Below are 15,189 nucleotides of genomic sequence, written 5' to 3'. Positions count from 1 at the left end.
TCGGCTGACAGAACGTCCGCGCCGGTGCTGACAGCATTCCTCGGGAGACGGCCCGACCCGGGCCGGGGGGAAAGGGAAACCGCAATGCACCGCAAGAAGAAGATCATCATCGCCGCAGCAGCCACCCTCGTGATCGGCGCTGGTTCGGCGTTCGCCTACTGGAGCACGACCGGGTCCGGCAGCGGCTCCGCGACCACGTCCGCCGGCGCCAGCAACCTCGCGATCGCGCAGACCAGCACGATCGCGAACATGTACCCGGGCGACAGCGCGCAGACCATCAGCGGCACCGTCACGAACAACGCGGGCAACAGCGCGTACGTCAACTCCGTCACGGTGAGCATCGCCGGTGTGACCCAGGCGCCGGGCGCCGGCGGCACCTGTGACGCCACGGACTACACCCTGGCGAGCCCGACGATGTCCGTCACCGCTGACGTCGCGGCCGGCGGCTCGGCGAACTTCACCGGCGCGACGATCAAGTTCAACAACAAGGCCTCCAACCAGGACGGCTGCAAGGGCGCGACGGTCAACCTGTCGTACGCCAGCAACTAGTTCGCCGCCGCGGTTTCCCAGGCCTGGGCGGGGCGCCTCCTCGACCCAGCGCCCCGTCCAGGCCGGGACCGCACGAGCTCCGGGGGGAGTGAGCAGTAGATGCAAGGCATGCGCAGCGGCCCGTTCCGGGTGATCAGGTTCCTGGTCGCCGGACTGTGTCTCCTGCTTGCCATGGCCGGCCTGTCGTACGCGGCCCAGCCGGCCAAGCCCGGCATCACCTTGGGCATCACACCGACCAGCCAGTCGGTGACCCGCGGCCAGACTGCGACGTACACCCTCAGCGTGACGTCGACCGGAGGCTTCAGCGGCCCGGTCTCGTTCGGCGCCACCGGCGTACCGGGTGGCGCGACGGCGTCCTTCGACCCGTCGTCGGTCTCACTCAGCTCGGGCCGGACCGCGACCACGACGCTGACAGCGAGGACCTCGTCCGCCACGCCAACCCGATCGGCCACGATCACCGTTCAAGGTCTCGGCACGAAGGTCAGTGCGACCATCACAGCCGGCCTGGTCGTGAACGCTCCGAGCTCCGGTTCGCTGGCGATGAGCGCGACCCCGGCGTCGATCACGCAAGAGCCCGGGGCAACCGCGGTGTTCGCCGTACAACTGTCCCGGACGAACCTGCCGGGACCTGTCCTGCTGGCCGCCATCGGTGGCCTGCCGCTCGCTGCGAGGGCTACCTACACGCCCAATCCGGTCACGGGGAACACGTCGGCCCTGCAGATCACCACTCCCGCAACTGCTCCTGACGGCACCTACCCGCTCTACCTGACCGCGATCGGCACGGACCCGACCGGGGTGCTGCGATTCGCGCACGTCACCGTGACGCTCGTCCTGCAGCGCAACGGCAAGGACTTCGCGATCAGCGGCAACCTGTCCGGTCAGCTGGCGCCCGGAGTATCCCGACCACTCGATCTGACGCTGACCAACCCGAACAAGAAACCCATCTCCGTGACGAACCTGACTGTCGCGCTGGCCTCCGTCACGCGGACGCAGTACGCCGTGGCGCACAACCTCCCGTGCGGCCCGGCCGACTACAGGCTCACGCAGTACGCCGGAACGTATCCGCTGACCGTGCCCGGCAACACGAGCGCCGCACTCTCCGGGCTCCAGGTCCCACAGCCGGCCTGGCCACAGGTGGCCATGCTCAACACCGCGTCGAACCAGGACGGTTGCAAGGGCGCAAACCTCAAGCTCTCGTACTCGGGCGCCGGGAGCGGATCATGACCCGCCGCCTGCTCCTGGTCATCGGCCTCGTCGTCCTCGTGATGACCGGCGGTCAGCTCGCCTGGGGATTCTGGACCGGAGCCGGCACTGGCTCGGGCTCCGCATCGACAGGCACGCTGGCCCAACCGGCGCCAGTGACAGCCTCGGCAGCGTCAGGCAGTGAAACCGTCAGTGTGAGCTGGACAGCCTCGCCACGGGCCACCAGCTACACCGTGACCCGGGTGCGCACCAGCGACAGTGCGACCGTGCAGGCATGCAGTACGACGACTGCCACGTCCTGCACCGACCCCATCGTCCCCGACGGCACCTACCAGTACGTCGTGACCGCGCTCTCCGGCAGCTGGACCGCCAGCGCGACCAGTGCGGACGTGATCGTGCACAACGCCCGGCCGACCGTCACGGTCAACCAGGCCGCAGCGCAGCCCGATCCAGCCACTACGGCACCGGTCAACTTCACCGCGGTCTTCAGTGAGGCTGTGGGTGACTTCACCAGCGCGGACGTCACCGTCGTACCGGCCACCGCGACGATCGTGGTCACCGGCAGCGGTACGACGTACAACGTCGCTGTCAGTGGGTTCACCAGCAGCAGTACGGTCAGTGTGTCGATCGCGGCGGACACCGTGCACGATTCGGGCGGTGCCGGCAACACGGCGTCGACGAGCACGGACAACACGGTGACCTACGACGCGACTACACCGACTGCTCCAGCACCCGCGGTCGCAGCAGCTCTCAGCTTCGGGACGTTTGTCGGCAACACGGCGGTGACGCTGACCGACGCGGCCACCGACGACTTCTCCGGGGTCGCCTCGGTCGCCTACTACCGCTGCACCGGCGCCACCGGCAGCTGCACAGCGGCGAACTGGACTGCCCTCGGATCGTCCAGCTCTGCAGGCTTCTCGCTGACGAAGAGCGCGCCGTTCGCCACCGACGGCGCCTATCGGGTCGTCGCCGTGGCAACTGATGCTGCCGGCAACGTCAGCGCACCGAGTGCGGCGACGGCCCTCACCGTGGACACGACCCCTCCGACCGTCAGCCGCCCGACAGTGAACGGACACTCCTGATGAGCCTCAAACGCATCTGGCTGGCCGGACTCCTCGCGCTGCTCGTTGGAGTCGGTATCGTCACCGGTCCGGCGGCCTTTGCAGCCACCGGAGTCAACAACGTCACCTTCAACGGCTCGTCCTTCGTGGGTGGAGCGACGGCCGATTGGACGATCGGGTTCAAGACAAGCGGCGGCAACGGCGCGCTGGCGGGCGGCAACACGATCGTCGTCACCTTCAACACCAACTTTGCCGAGCCGTCCAACCCGGCGGTGACACTCGGCACCGGGTTCACCGGCTGTACGGCGACGGCTGCCACCGCGGGCACCACGGACGTCGTCACAGTCACCCTCGCCGGCTCCGGCTGTGCGCTTCAGAAGAACACCACCGGAGCCCTCACGCTCGCCGGGATCACCAACGCGCCAGTCGGCACCTATGCGGCGAACACCTTCACAGTGTCCACGTCCAGCGACACCAACGTGGTGCCGTCGGGCGCTGCGGTCACCCTGACAGCAGGCGCGGCAAGCAAGCTCGCCTTCGTCCAGGGGCCGTCCAACGGATTCGCAGGTACTGCGGTGTCGCCGGCGATCACCGTCCAGGTCCAGGACCAGTCCGGCAACCCCGTCAGCGGCTCCGGTACGACGATCACGCTGACGCCGTCTGGCGGAGCGATCAACGCCGGTGCCTCCGCGAACACCGACAGCAGTGGACGAGCGACGTTCAGCGGCGTGACGATCAACACCGCCGTACTCGGTCTGAGTCTCACAGCATCCGCGTCAGGTCTCACCTCGACCGGACCGTCCGCGACGTTCAACGTCACGGTCGCGGTCAGCAGCGGCGCGACGCTCACCGACACCACGTCCGACGGTTCCGGCTCCGGGGTGAAGTCGGTGGCGTACTTCTTCTGCGCCGGATACTCCGGGACGTGCACGAGCGCGAACTGGACCACGATCGGATCGTCGACCAGCGCGGGCACCAACTACCAGGTCAGCTGGACGTCGCAACCGGCCAACGGCGCCTACCGAGTCGTTGCCGTCAGCACCGACAACGTGACGAACGTGAGCCAGCCGAGCAGCAGCACGCCGGTCACGGTCGCCAACTAGCCCTCGAGCAACTCCAGCACCCGTCGGGCGCCGTGCTCGATCAACTCGGCCGATCCGACCCGGTCATGGACGAACTCGGCGATGCTCACGTACGCCGCCCCGGCGCACAACGCGACCGTCGCCCGTCCAGCGGCCTGCAGCGCCGCCTCCACGAACAGCTCGTCCACGCCGGGTGCAGCGCCATCCCGCGCCGCCGACGTCGCGAGCGAGATCAGGTCGTACGCGCGGGAGCCCGCGCCGGCGGCCTCGATGTCGATGATCCCGGTGATTCGTCCGTCCTCGACGATCAGGTTGCCGAGGTTCAGATCGCCGTGCACGAAGTCGTTGTCCGGCAGGGCCTCGTCGCGGTACGGCCGGCACAGCAGCTCATAGCGGCGGAGCAGCTCGTCGGTCTCGCCGCCGTACTTGCTGACGCGTTCCCACACGCCGTCCCAGCCCTCCAGAACCACGCCGCGGGACCAGGCCGACCAGCTGATCCCGGGCTCGGGCACCAGATCGCGCTGCAACTCGCACACGGCGATCAGCTCGCGGGCAAGGGCCTCGTCGACGACCGAGTAGTCGCGTACCGGCGTACCGGACACGAACTCCTGCAGCTGGTACGGCGACCCCGCGGCCGTCGTGCCCACGGTCAACCAGGCAGGCGTCGGATAGCCGACCGCACGGGCGCGACGGACGAGCTCCGCCGCCCGCCGTACCCGTGCTGCCCATCCGGGGTCGTCGGTCCACTTGAGCACGACGCCGCCGGTCAGCTCGAACGCGCCCGACTGGAAACCACCGGTCAGTTGCCGCACGAGCTGACAATCGGTGCCTAGGGCAACATTTATCTCGGCGACAACCGACTCGGTGGTGTCCATCACGACATCACGGTGTCAAGCGATGCAGGTCGCGGGGGAACAGCGTGACCGCACGGACGTTCTCCGCGCCGGTCAGCCGCGCGACGAACCGCTCCAGCCCGATCGCGAACCCGCCGTGCGGAGGCATCCCGTGCTTGAACGCCTGCAGATACGAGCTGTACGCCGGCGCCTCCGCGGACTCGCCGCGGGCCTCGAGAGCCGCGACGTACTCGGAGTACCGGTGCAGACGCTGGCCGCCCGTGACCAGCTCGACCCCGCGGAACAGCAGGTCGAACGAGTTCGACCAGCGCGGGTCCGACGGCTGCGGATGCGTGTAGAACGGCCGCTTCACCATCGGGTAGCCCTCGACCGCGACGAATTCGCTGCCGTGCTCGCGCCGCGCCCACTCGCCGATCGCGCGCTCGTCGGCCGGCGCCAGGTCCGACTCGTCCGGGTCCGCGCTGGCAATCTTCAGCGCCTCGCTGAAGTGCACGACCGGTACGTCGACCGGGATCTCCGGCAACTCCACTCCGAGCCGCTCCAACGCACCACCGGCCCGCTCGCCCACTGCGGCAAGCATTCCGGCGACGGTGGACCGCAGTACGGCGAGAACGTCGCGATGGTCGGTGATGAAGCCGAACTCCGCGTCCAGCGACACGTATTCCGCCAGGTGCCGGACCGTGTCATGCGGCTCGGCCCGGAACACCGGGCCGACCTCGAAGACCCGCTCGAACACCCCGACCATCTGCTGCTTGTAGAACTGCGGCGACTGCGCGAGGTACGCCGGTCCGCCGAAGTAGTCCAACGCGAACACGTTCGCGCCGGACTCGGTCGCCGTACCGACGATCTTCGGCGTCTGGATCTCCGTGAAGTCCTGACCGCTCAACGCCTCGCGGAACCCGTGCAGAGCGGCCGCGGCGATCTCCCACCCGGCCCGGACGACCGGATGCCGGAGAGCGACCGGTGCGTTGTCCAGTACGACGGGAAGCCCCGCGCCGACCGTGGGCCGCCAGAGCTCGATCGGCGGTGTCGCGGCCGGTTCGGTCAACGGCTCGATCACCGGGTCGACGATCTCCGCGCCGCCGGGAGCCTGCGGGTTGGCGGCGACCGTACCGGTCACCTGAACGACAGTCTCCTCGCTCAGCTCGTCCAGCTGCTCCTGAGAACCCTTGACGACGATCTGGGCCAGGCCGGACCGGTCGCGCAGGATCAGGAAACTGACGGCGGCGAGCCGTCGTCTTCGGTGCACCCAGCCGGCCACCGTGACGGATTGGCCTACTGCTGAGGGGATCTCATGACTGAGAATGCGCATTGCTGTTTCACCTCCAGGTCTGTCTCGAACCCCGGAGGTGTGGGCGAAGGGGAATCTCGCGGTGCCACCACACCTTCACCAGACCCTGTGATGTCGCAGTGGCCTGGCCTCTTGCACAGCATTCGCTCGGGAGTGTCTTCGCCACCGCTCCACGTGTCGCCTTCACAGCTACCGGCGACTCTCTCGAACGTGGTGTACGGCGCTACTCGGTTCCGTCAGCGCGAACAAATCCAGGATAGGGGACCCGGCAAATCGATTTCATCGCCGGGAGGTCGTCGGAGGGATCTGGACGCTGTCGGTGTCCTCGCGGCCGCCGAGCCGGGCGTGGACGGTGAGCGCGTTGTTCGAGCCGGTGCCGGGCAGCCACGCGTTCCACTCGGAGTTGAGCGGCTTCTTGTAGTTGTTCGTCCAGCAGGTCGCGCGCCGGATGTCGCTGGTCCGGTCACAGGTCCAGCCGTTGGCCCACGACGGCAGGAACACCAGGTTGCGGCCCCACGAGATGTCCAGGGTCACCTTCCGCCCGGTGGCGCCGTTGACCTGCAGGAACCGGTTGTAGACGAACGGGTTCGGGTCGGTCTGCGGCGTCGGCGTCAGGATCTGCAGCAGCGACTCGTCCTGCCGGACCTCTGGCAGCACCTCGGAGTCGGTGTCGCTGACCAGGTCGGCCGTCGCGGCCACGGTGAACGTCCGCGCCGCGTTCGACGAGTCGTCCGGTACGTCGAAGTTCGCCGGCAGCGATGCGGGACGGTCCGGGTTCAGCGCCGTACACGTCTTGGTCGACGACGAGCACTTCCAGCCGGCCGGGTTCGCGGCGATCGGCCACTCCAGCTCCGAGCCGTAGCTGAGCTTCAGCGTGACCTTGGTGCGGTCGGTGCGCGGGGCAACGGTGATGATCCGGTGGTGGACGTCCGGGTCCGCCTTGCCGTCGAGGATCTTCAGCAGGTTCTCGTCGGTGCTCGGCTGGGCCTGCACGGTCGCCGAGTCGTCGTCGTACAGCCGGCCGGTCTTGGCCGAGACGGTGAACGTCCGGTCCGCGGCCGTGCCTCCGGTCGGTCCGGCGAAGGTCACCGGTAGCGGTGACGGTGCGGCCGGGTTGCTCGCCGTACAGGTGCCGGCCGTCGCGTTGCAGCTCCAGCCCGGCGGGTTGCCGGTGAGCGGCCAGTCGAGCTCGGCGCCGTACTTGAGTCCGATGACGACCGGGTTGGCGTTCGCGGCCGGGGTCTTGATCGTGATCACGAACCGGATCCCGCTGGCAGCGGCCGCCGCGGTCTCCCGGTTGGACGGGCTACCGCCGCCGCCCGGCATGCTGATCGTCACCAGGGCCTCGTCGAGCACCGGAGTGGTCGGCGTCGGCGTCGTGGGTGTCGGAGTCGGCGTCGTCGGGATCGGTGTGGTCGCCGTCGGCGTGGGGGTCGCGCTGGGCTGCGTTGGGACCGTCGTCGGAGCAGTGGTCGGCACAGTTGTCGGAGCCGTCGTCGGGTTGGACGCCGGCGGCTGGGTCGCCGGGGGTTTCACCGATGGCGGCACGACCGGCGGGACCGTCGGCTTCTGTCCGGGCGGTTGCGTCGGCTGCTGTGTCGGTGGCTTCTCGATCGCCGCTTGGGGCTTGTCGTTGCCGGTGAGCGCCATTGCCGCGAGTACGGCGGCGATCGCGACGACCACCACAGCGCCCGCACCGACTGCGGTGCGGGTGCTGTTCTCGGTGGCCTTCTTCCAGCCGGTGACGAAGAAACCGACCAGTCCGACCTTCGCGCCAGATGCGGCGGCCAGGTAGCCGAGGCCCGCGGTGCCCAGCAGGGCCGGGGCGAGCAGCGCCGGCAGAGCGCTGTTGACCTCGACGAGCTCGAGGTACACCGCAGTGCACTTCGCGCAGTCGTCCAGGTGCTCGCGGACGTTCCGGTTCTCGCGCTTGGTCAGGCCGCCGCGGACGTAGGCGCCGAGGCGCTCGGTCGTCCAGCGGCAACGATCGCCGGCAACGTCGGCGAGGTGCTGCTGCAGGTACGCCTGGCGTAGACCCTCACGGGCCCGGTAGGCCAGCGCGGACACGCCGTTCGCGGTCAGGCCGAGCAGGGGAGCGATCGCGGCCGGCTTCTCACCCTCGACCTCGGTGTGCCAGAGCACGGCCTGCCAGCGCTCGGGCAGGCTGGCGAACGCCTTCGCCGCCGCACCGCTCTCGAAGCCGGTGACGGTCGGGTCGTCGAACGTCTCCGGCTCGCGCTCGTACGACGCGATGTCGTCGGTGGACTGCACCTTCTTACCGGAGCGGATCCGGTCGACGTGCACCCGCCGTACCGTCGTCAGGAGGTAGGCGCGGAAAGAGATGTCCGGTCCGCCGCCGGCCCGGAGCGCGTCCAGGACCTTGGCGAACGCGTCGCTGGCCAGGTCGTCGGCGTCGTTGGCCGGGACGAGCTGGCGGGCCATCCGCTCGGCCGCGTGGTGGTGCCGCGCGTAGAGCTCGCCGTACGCCTCCAGGTCGCCGTTGCGGACGCGCGCGATTAGTTCGGCGTCGCCGGCTACATCCGGCTGGCCTGGCGGCGTGTCCATCGATCTCCCCGTGGGTCTGACTGTCTGTGCGACAACGTGACGGTCCGTTACTTAGTTGCCGGAGACAAGGCTCCCACAGAGACGGATTCGCGCACTATCCCTGACGCGGAACTGTGCTCCTTCTCTGACGACGACGCCAGTGCAGAAGTTACGCGAAAAAACTTCTGCGAATCCGCGTCATGAACCGCGTCACCGCCTGTCTCTTCGGCGTACGACGCTTCCGGCCGACCGGTCGGGAGACTGACGGGGCTGTTTCGAGGAGGGCCATGTCGCTGTTCGCGGATCTCCGCAGACGGTTCGACCTGCGTCCGGCCAAGTCCCTGAACCTGGCGGGGTCGCCCGCCCGGACCCGGCCGGAGGCGTCGTCAAAAGACACGGGGGACTTCACGGGGGTGGAACCGTGCGGACGGAGGGAGCCGCACGGCACAGACGGCATCGACCACAGCGCCTACCTCGCAATCGCGGAGGCGCTCGCGGACGGAGCCGACGTCGTGCCTGCATCGGACGAGGTCGGTCGTCAGTTGGCGACCGACGGAGTCTCGCTGGTGGAGGCACTTGATGGGCTGAGTGCGTTGTACCGCTCGATCGCCGGGGGCGAGCCGGCTTTCGAAGCGGTACGCGCACTCAGTTCCAGCTGGGCCGAGGCCTCGCTGGTGTACCTGCACTCGCTGTCCTGCGAGGACCCGCTGACCGGGCTGTCCAGCCTGGCGCACCTGCGGTCCCGCCTGGGAGAGCTCTATCGAGAGGCGGAGTTCCGTGGAACTTCCGTACCGCAGACCCATGCACTGGTGGTTGTCGAACCGCTCAATCCCGCGGGTACGTCGCCGTTCGACCGCGAGCTCCGCCTCGTCGACGTCGCGGAATGCCTGCGGATCGTCTTCTGCGGCGGTGACGTACTGGGTCGCGTCGGCTCACGCCGCGCGGCGGCGCTCGTCGGCCGCGAGCCGAACCTGCCGGAGCAGGTCGCGACGGTACGAGCCCTGATCACGCAGTGGCGGCTGGACACCGACGTACCCCAGCTCGCCCGGATCTGGATCGAAGGTCTGCCCGGCAGCGACGAGATGGCCGGGAGGTTGCTCGACGAGCTCGCCAGACCCTGAGACCTGCGTCCGGGCGCCAACAGGGGGGCGGCCGGGCGCATCAGTCCGACGGTGGATCGCCTAACACGGGGTGGGCGATCCACCGTCGCTCATCCGCGCTCACTCGGGTACTGCGGCGCCGGCTGTCGTCGGCAGGACTGTCGGCTCGGGATCGGTGTGGATGTAGCGGGGGCCGCGGAACAGTGAGGCGCAGGCTGCTATCAGCGACATGGCGATGGCGATGGAGAAGACGATGACCAGGCCGTGGTGGAAGGGGTCGGAGATCAGTTGGGGGAAGTACGCCTTGCTGGTCAGCGTGCCTACATCTGCGCCCTTGACGGCTGACGGGGGCAATCCGCTGAGCGCCGTGCCGATCGGGTTGTAGCCGAGGAAGGCGGCGAACAGGCTGCCGACCGGGGGTTGGTTGCCGATGGCTACTGCTGCGGCCTGGGAGACGCCGTGGGACCGCAGGCCCTCGGTCAGCGTGCGGGGCAGGGTCTGCGCCAGGCCGATGATCATCAGCGTGAAGAAGACGCCGATCGACAGCGACGTGCCCGAGTTGAGGAACGTGCCGATCATGCCCGACGCGGAACCCCGCCGGTTGGCGGGAACGCTGCTCATGATCGCGCTGGTGTTCGGCGCGGAGAACAGTCCCGAGCCGACGCCGTTCAGCACCAGCAGGCCGGCGAAGGCCCAGTAGCTGAAGTCGGTGGGCAGCAGCATGAAGCCGAGGAAACTGAGGGCCACGAGCAACAACCCGCCGGTCGACAGAGCGCGGGCGCCGAGCCGGTCGGAGAAGTAGCCCGACAGCGGTCCCGCGACGAGGAACGCCGTCGTCAGCGGCAGGAGATAGATGCCGGCCCACAGCGGCGTACTCGAGAAGCTGTAGCCGTGCAGAGGCAGCCAGATGCCCTGCAACCAGATGATCAGGATGAACTGCAGGCCGCCGCGGCTGACAGACGCCAGCAGGCCGGCCAGGTTGCCCGCGGAGAACGCCTTGATCCGGAACAGCGACATGTCGAACATCGGATCGACCGTCTGCGCCTCGACCAGGCAGAACGCGACCAGCAGAGCGACGCCGCCGATCAGCCCGCTCAACACCCACGGACTCGTCCAGCCCATGTTGTGTCCGCCGTACGGCTGGATGCCGTAGGTGATCGCCACCAGGATCGCCGTCACGCTGACCGCGAACAGCGCGTTGCCCCACCAGTCGATCTTCGCCGCCGATCGGGTGCTGGTCTCGCGCAGGCTGCGGTACGACCAGACCGTGCCGAGCAGGCCGAACGGGACCGACACGAAGAACACGAGGCGCCAGTCGACCGGCGCCAGCACGCCGCCGACGATCAGCCCGATGAACGAGCCGCCGATCGCGGCGACCTGGTTGATGCCCAGCGCGAAGCCCCGGCGCTCGACCGGGAAAGCGTCGGTCAGGATCGCCGTCGAGTTGGCGAACAGCATCGCGGCGCCGACGCCCTGGACGATGCGCCACAGGATCAGCCAGAGCGCGCCGCTGCTCTGGGTCAACGGATCGAACACCAACGCGATCGACCCGATCGTGAACACCGCGAAGCCGAGGTTGTAGATCTTCACCCGGCCGTAGATGTCGCCGAGTCTGCCCAGCGTCACGACCAGTACCGCCGTGACGACCAGGAAGCCCATCAGCATCCAGAGCAGATAACTGACGTTGCCGGGACGGAGCGGATCGAGCTTGATGCCCCGGAAGATGTCCGGCAGCGAGATGATCACGATCGAGGAGTTGATGGTTGCCATCAGCACCCCGAGCGTCGTGTTGGACAGCGCCACCCACTTGTAATGGGGGTGATCCTTCTCGACCGCGAACCGGGACGCCGGCCTGTTGCCTGCACTCACAAGGCACTTCCCCACGGGATAGATTTCGTTAGCAAAACTAACGGTACCTCGCTACCGGAGGTGGCCCTCCGGCCCCGTCAGGGCACGACCACGACGACCGGTGCGTCCTTGCGGCAGGTGAGCCGGTGGCCGAGCGATCCGGTCAGGCGGTGCCATCGCTTCGCCGACCGGCCGACCACGATGAGGTGGGCGTCGACGGTGCGGGCGATCTCGGTCAGGGTGCCGATCGCGTCGCCGTACTCGCTGACGAAGCTGATCGGTACGCCGGCCTCCCCGGCCCGGCGGACCGCGTCGGCCTTGATCTCGTCGGCGAGCTCCTGCCTGCTGCTCGCGGCCGCTCCGTACGCGTACGGCGCAGCGAGGATGGCGGTGGGTTCGGCGTACGGCATCACGTAGACCGCGACGAGGTGGCCGTGAGTACGGACGGCCTCGCCCGCGGCCCAGGCGAACGCGTCCCAACTCGTGGCGGACCCGTCGATCCCGACCACGATGGCCAGCGTTCCGGGGGTCTTTTCCTGGCGGAGCTGGATGCGCCGTTCTTCGGCGTCGTAGTTCATCTGGTCACCTCTTCGGCAACGGGGTACGACTGTCCTGACTTTCGCCGGCGAGCTCCATCAGGCGGAGGAGTGCGGGCAGGGCCGCGGTGAGCGACTCGTTGTCCTCGTCGTCGAGCTTGCCGATCAGCTCGGTCAGCGCCGACGCGCCGGCTGCGCGCATCGCCCGAAGCTGTCGGCTCCCGGCATCGGTGACGGCGACCAGGACCACGCGGGCGTCTCCGGGGTAGCGCCGGCGCTCGGCCAGGCCGAGGTCCGTCAGCTGGGTCACGAGCGCCGTCATCGACGGCTGCGTGACCTCCTCGCTGACGGCCAGGTCGGTCAGCCGGCGCGGGCCGGTGCGCTCCAGCGTCGACAGCACGGAGATGGCGGTCAGGCTCAGGGTGCGGTCCCGGCGCCTGATCGCCACGGCGGCGAGCCCGAACAGGACCTCGCCCACGGCGTCGTTGCCTGTGGTCATACGATAAGTATAGGCGCGTCTATATAGATCTGGTGATGAAACGCGGGTTTTTGTCCCTGGCGATCACTAGGCTGCTGGTATGTGCGGTAGATACGCGTCCGGCCGGGCCCCGTCCGATCTCGTCGACGAGTTCGAGATCGAGGTGGGTAACGTGCGCGAGTCCGTCGAGGAGCTCGGCGAGAACTACAACGTCGCGCCGACCGACCAGGTGGTCGCGGTGGTCGAGCGCAAGAACCGCGAGGTCCCGGACCAGACGATCCGGAAGCTGACGACGGTCAAGTGGGGGCTGGTGCCGTCCTGGGCCAAGGACACCTCGATCGGCAACCGGCTGATCAACGCCCGGATGGAGACGGTCGCGGAGAAGCCGGCGTTCAAGAAGGCCTTCCAGACCCGGCGCTGCATCCTGCCGGCCGACGGGTACTACGAGTGGTACACCGCCGAGCAGAAGGTCAACGGCAAGCCGGTCAAGCAGCCGTACTTCATCCATCCGCCGGACGGCAGCATCCTCTCGATGGCGGGGCTGTACGAGATCTGGCGGGACAAGTCGGTCGAGGATGCGGACTCCGACGAGGCCTGGCTGTGGACCTGCACGGTCCTGACCACTTCGGCGACCGACGACCTCGGCCGGATCCACGACCGGATGCCGCTCCTCGTCGAGCGCGAGCGGTACGACGCGTGGCTCGATCCGCTGTCGTCCGACACCGACGATCTGCTCGACCTCCTGGTCCCGGCAGCACCCGGCCGCCTCGAGGCGTACGCCGTGTCGAAGGCGGTCAGCTCGGTGAAGAACAACGGCCGTCAGCTGCTCGATCCATTGCCGCCGGATGGTGTTGACCCTTTGGACAAGCCTGTGGCTCCTGAGGAGACCACGCTGTTCTGAGTTTCCTGTCCACCGAATCCGGTCGCTGATGACAGGATGGGGCGGGTGACCGACGAACGCATTGTGGGGACGCCGCACGGGGAGGCCCGGATCGTCGCGTACCGGGCCCGCCGGCCGGTGGCGACGTTGGCCCTCGGTCATGGCGCCGGGGCCGGGATCGAGTCGGGTGATCTGGCCGCGCTGGCCGGCCGGCTGCCGAAGCAGGACATGAACGTGTTCCTGATCGAGCAGCCGTGGCGTCGCGCCGGCCGCAAGCTCGCGCCGGCGCCGAAGGTGCTCGACGAGGCCTGGATCGCGATCATCGGGCAGCTGCGCGTGCGTACGCCGCTGGTGATCGGCGGCCGGAGCGCGGGCGCCCGGGTGGCGTGTCGTACGGCGAGCAGCTTGGGCGCTTCCGGCGTACTCGCGATGTCGTTCCCGCTGCATGCGCCGGGCAAGCCGGAGAAGTCGCGGGTCGAGGAGCTGCATCAGGCCGGGCTGCCGACCCTCGTCGTCCAGGGGGAGCGGGATCCGTTCGGTACGCCGGAAGAGTTCCCGCCGCTGACCGAGATGGCTGTCGTGCCGGACGCGGACCATGCGTTCAAGGTGCCGAAGCGGGCGGAGCTGGACCAGCAGGAGACGTACGACCTGCTGGTCGAAGCCGTGTTCGAGTGGGTCACCCGCGAGGTGTCCGGATAACGGTCGGCGGCCGGGAATGACCCCGCTGCCGGGCGCGTTGTGACGAACATGATGGCGACGAGAGTGGCTCCGGAGCGGAGTACTGGGAAGACACCGGTATTCTCGATCACGATGCCGACTCCCACCACGACCGAGACACCCGAGCAGCGCACCGCGCGGTTCGAACGCGAAGCGCTGCCGTTCCTGGACCAGATGTACGCCGCGGCGATGCGGATGACGCGTAATCCGTCCGACGCCGAGGACCTGGTGCAGGACACCTTCGCCAAGGCGTACAGCTCGTTCCACCAGTTCACGCCGGGTACCAACCTGAAGGCGTGGCTGTACCGGATCCTGACCAACACCTTCATCAACGGTTACCGGAAGCGGCAGCGTCAGCCGACGCAGTCGCCGACCGAGGAGATCGAGGACTGGCAGCTCACCGCTGCCGAGTCGCACACTCCCGGTGGGCTGAAGTCGGCCGAGGCGGTCGCTCTCGAGCACCTGCCCGATTCCGACATCAAGTCGGCCCTGCAGTCGATCCCGGAGGACTTCCGGCTGGCTGTGTACCTGGCCGACGTCGAGGGCTTTGCCTACAAGGAAATCGCCGAGATCATGGGCACGCCGGTCGGCACCGTCATGTCGCGGTTGCACCGCGGCCGGCGCCAGCTGCGTGACCTGCTGGGCGATTACGCACGGGATCGCGGCCTGATCCCGGCTGAGCCCGACAGTGTGGACGAGAGTACGGACGCGACCGCGGCGAGCACCGGCGCGGACGCGGAGAAGGAGGAGTCGTGAGCTGCGGCGAGCCCCACGACGTCGACTGCGGAGAGATCCTGCAGCGGGTCTATGTCTTCATCGACAACGAACTCGAGGACGCCAGTTCCGACGAGATCCGGCAGCACCTCGAAGAGTGCGCCCCCTGCCTGGACGAATACGACCTGGAACGCTGCGTCAAGAAACTGGTCCACCGCTCCTGCGGCTCCGACCACGCCCCCGACGCCCTCCGCCAAAAAATCCTCCTCCGCCTAACCCAAATCCAGGTAGAAACCACCATCACCACCACGGATTGACGCCGCGTCGGCGCG

At 68.4% G+C, this 15,189-nt stretch carries 15 protein-coding genes; 9 read left to right on the top strand and 6 right to left on the bottom strand.

Going from position 1 to position 15,189, the window contains the following annotated elements; genetic code table 11:
* The first annotated feature begins 84 nt into the window (after window positions 1-84).
* The 4 genes from ACQPYH_RS33970 to ACQPYH_RS33955 all read left to right on the top strand — a co-directional run bounded on the left by ACQPYH_RS33970 (window position 85) and on the right by ACQPYH_RS33955 (window position 3,916).
* On the top strand, window positions 85-549 hold the full coding sequence (locus tag ACQPYH_RS33970; RefSeq protein WP_432879858.1) for a hypothetical protein: 465 nt from the start codon (window positions 85-87) through the stop codon (window positions 547-549).
* A 99-nt stretch (window positions 550-648) separates the two neighbouring features.
* The gene (locus ACQPYH_RS33965) at window positions 649-1,773 is read left to right on the top strand and encodes a COG1470 family protein (protein WP_432879856.1); all 1,125 of its coding nucleotides are present in this window, start codon (window positions 649-651) and stop codon (window positions 1,771-1,773) included.
* Window positions 1,770-2,834 (top strand): hypothetical protein, encoded by a 1,065-nt coding sequence (locus ACQPYH_RS33960; RefSeq protein ID WP_432879854.1) that lies wholly within the window; start codon window positions 1,770-1,772, stop codon window positions 2,832-2,834. The genes ACQPYH_RS33965 and ACQPYH_RS33960 overlap by 4 nt, the downstream gene beginning before the upstream one ends.
* Window positions 2,834-3,916 carry a hypothetical protein gene (locus ACQPYH_RS33955; protein ID WP_432879852.1) on the top strand — a complete coding sequence of 361 codons (1,083 nt, stop codon included), beginning with the start codon at window positions 2,834-2,836 and terminating at the stop codon, window positions 3,914-3,916. The genes ACQPYH_RS33960 and ACQPYH_RS33955 overlap by 1 nt, the downstream gene beginning before the upstream one ends.
* Here the strand turns inward: ACQPYH_RS33955 and ACQPYH_RS33950 are convergent.
* The 3 genes from ACQPYH_RS33950 to ACQPYH_RS33940 form a co-directional block, all read right to left on the bottom strand.
* The gene (locus tag ACQPYH_RS33950) at window positions 3,913-4,770 is read right to left on the bottom strand and encodes a phosphotransferase family protein (RefSeq protein ID WP_432894558.1); all 858 of its coding nucleotides are present in this window, start codon (window positions 4,768-4,770) and stop codon (window positions 3,913-3,915) included. The genes ACQPYH_RS33955 and ACQPYH_RS33950 overlap by 4 nt on opposite strands.
* Window positions 4,771-4,777: 7 nt before the next feature.
* On the bottom strand, window positions 4,778-6,061 hold the full coding sequence (gene aspS, locus ACQPYH_RS33945; protein ID WP_432879850.1) for an aspartate--tRNA(Asn) ligase: 1,284 nt from the start codon (window positions 6,059-6,061) through the stop codon (window positions 4,778-4,780).
* Window positions 6,062-6,319: 258 nt separating this feature from the next.
* The gene (locus ACQPYH_RS33940) at window positions 6,320-8,605 is read right to left on the bottom strand and encodes a sigma-70 family RNA polymerase sigma factor (protein ID WP_432879848.1); all 2,286 of its coding nucleotides are present in this window, start codon (window positions 8,603-8,605) and stop codon (window positions 6,320-6,322) included.
* 266 nt (window positions 8,606-8,871) lie between these two features.
* On the opposite strand from ACQPYH_RS33940, the gene ACQPYH_RS33935 reads away from it, so the two are divergent.
* Complete coding sequence (locus ACQPYH_RS33935) at window positions 8,872-9,705, top strand: hypothetical protein (protein ID WP_432879846.1); 834 nt, start codon at window positions 8,872-8,874, stop codon at window positions 9,703-9,705.
* Window positions 9,706-9,804: 99 nt separating this feature from the next.
* On the opposite strand, the gene ACQPYH_RS33930 is transcribed toward ACQPYH_RS33935, so the two are convergent.
* The 3 genes from ACQPYH_RS33930 to ACQPYH_RS33920 form a co-directional block, all read right to left on the bottom strand.
* A complete protein-coding gene (locus ACQPYH_RS33930; protein ID WP_432879844.1) occupies window positions 9,805-11,553 on the bottom strand; it encodes an MFS transporter in 1,749 nt (582 codons plus the stop codon).
* Window positions 11,554-11,630: 77 nt separating this feature from the next.
* Window positions 11,631-12,110 carry a universal stress protein gene (locus tag ACQPYH_RS33925; RefSeq protein WP_432879841.1) on the bottom strand — a complete coding sequence of 160 codons (480 nt, stop codon included), beginning with the start codon at window positions 12,108-12,110 and terminating at the stop codon, window positions 11,631-11,633.
* A gap of 4 nt (window positions 12,111-12,114) precedes the next feature.
* Complete coding sequence (locus ACQPYH_RS33920; protein ID WP_432879839.1) at window positions 12,115-12,567, bottom strand: MarR family winged helix-turn-helix transcriptional regulator; 453 nt, start codon at window positions 12,565-12,567, stop codon at window positions 12,115-12,117.
* Window positions 12,568-12,646: 79 nt separating this feature from the next.
* Between ACQPYH_RS33920 and ACQPYH_RS33915 the strand changes: the two genes are divergently transcribed.
* The 4 genes from ACQPYH_RS33915 (at window position 12,647) to rsrA (ending at window position 15,174) form a co-directional block, all read left to right on the top strand.
* A complete protein-coding gene (locus ACQPYH_RS33915) occupies window positions 12,647-13,447 on the top strand; it encodes an SOS response-associated peptidase (RefSeq protein ID WP_432879837.1) in 801 nt (266 codons plus the stop codon).
* Window positions 13,448-13,483: 36 nt separating this feature from the next.
* A complete protein-coding gene (locus ACQPYH_RS33910) occupies window positions 13,484-14,125 on the top strand; it encodes an alpha/beta hydrolase family protein (RefSeq protein WP_432879834.1) in 642 nt (213 codons plus the stop codon).
* A 111-nt stretch (window positions 14,126-14,236) separates the two neighbouring features.
* The gene (locus ACQPYH_RS33905; protein ID WP_432879831.1) at window positions 14,237-14,899 is read left to right on the top strand and encodes a sigma-70 family RNA polymerase sigma factor; all 663 of its coding nucleotides are present in this window, start codon (window positions 14,237-14,239) and stop codon (window positions 14,897-14,899) included.
* Entirely contained in the window at window positions 14,896-15,174 is a 279-nt protein-coding gene (gene rsrA / locus ACQPYH_RS33900) for a mycothiol system anti-sigma-R factor (protein WP_355476190.1), read from the top strand. Before ACQPYH_RS33905 ends, rsrA begins: the two co-directional genes overlap by 4 nt.
* The last annotated feature ends 15 nt before the right edge of the window (window positions 15,175-15,189 follow it).

This window comes from Kribbella sp. CA-245084, assembly GCF_050942355.1.
In the GTDB taxonomy this organism is placed as follows: domain Bacteria; phylum Actinomycetota; class Actinomycetes; order Propionibacteriales; family Kribbellaceae; genus Kribbella.
The sequence above is the reverse complement of the archived record's forward strand: the minus strand, read 5'-3'. Positions and strand labels throughout refer to the sequence as shown.